We start from the raw sequence: 250 nt of genomic DNA on the forward strand, positions 1-250 counted from the left end.
CAACTGACCGCCGCAACCGACACGGAACAACAGCTCAGGGCACAGGCCGAGGAAAACGCTGCCCAGCTCGAAACCGCCACCGCTGAACTGCAAAGCGCCCAGGCTCAAGTCGAGGATCTCCAACAGCAACTCGACGCCGCAACCCAGGTCACCGCCGACAAGGATGCCGAAATAGAGGCCCTCAAGGAACAACTGACCGCCGCAACCGACACGGAACAACAGCTCAGGGCACAGGCCGAGGAAAACGCTG

Annotated in this window: 1 pseudogene; it reads left to right on the forward strand. The window is 61.6% G+C overall.

What is annotated here, in order from left to right:
* Positions 1-250 (forward strand): annotated as a pseudogene (locus JWG43_RS19445) (hypothetical protein); the annotation flags it as partial.

Origin of the sequence: Desulfobulbus alkaliphilus (assembly GCF_016918545.1) — a bacterium.
GTDB lineage: Bacteria > Desulfobacterota > Desulfobulbia > Desulfobulbales > Desulfobulbaceae > Desulfobulbus > Desulfobulbus alkaliphilus.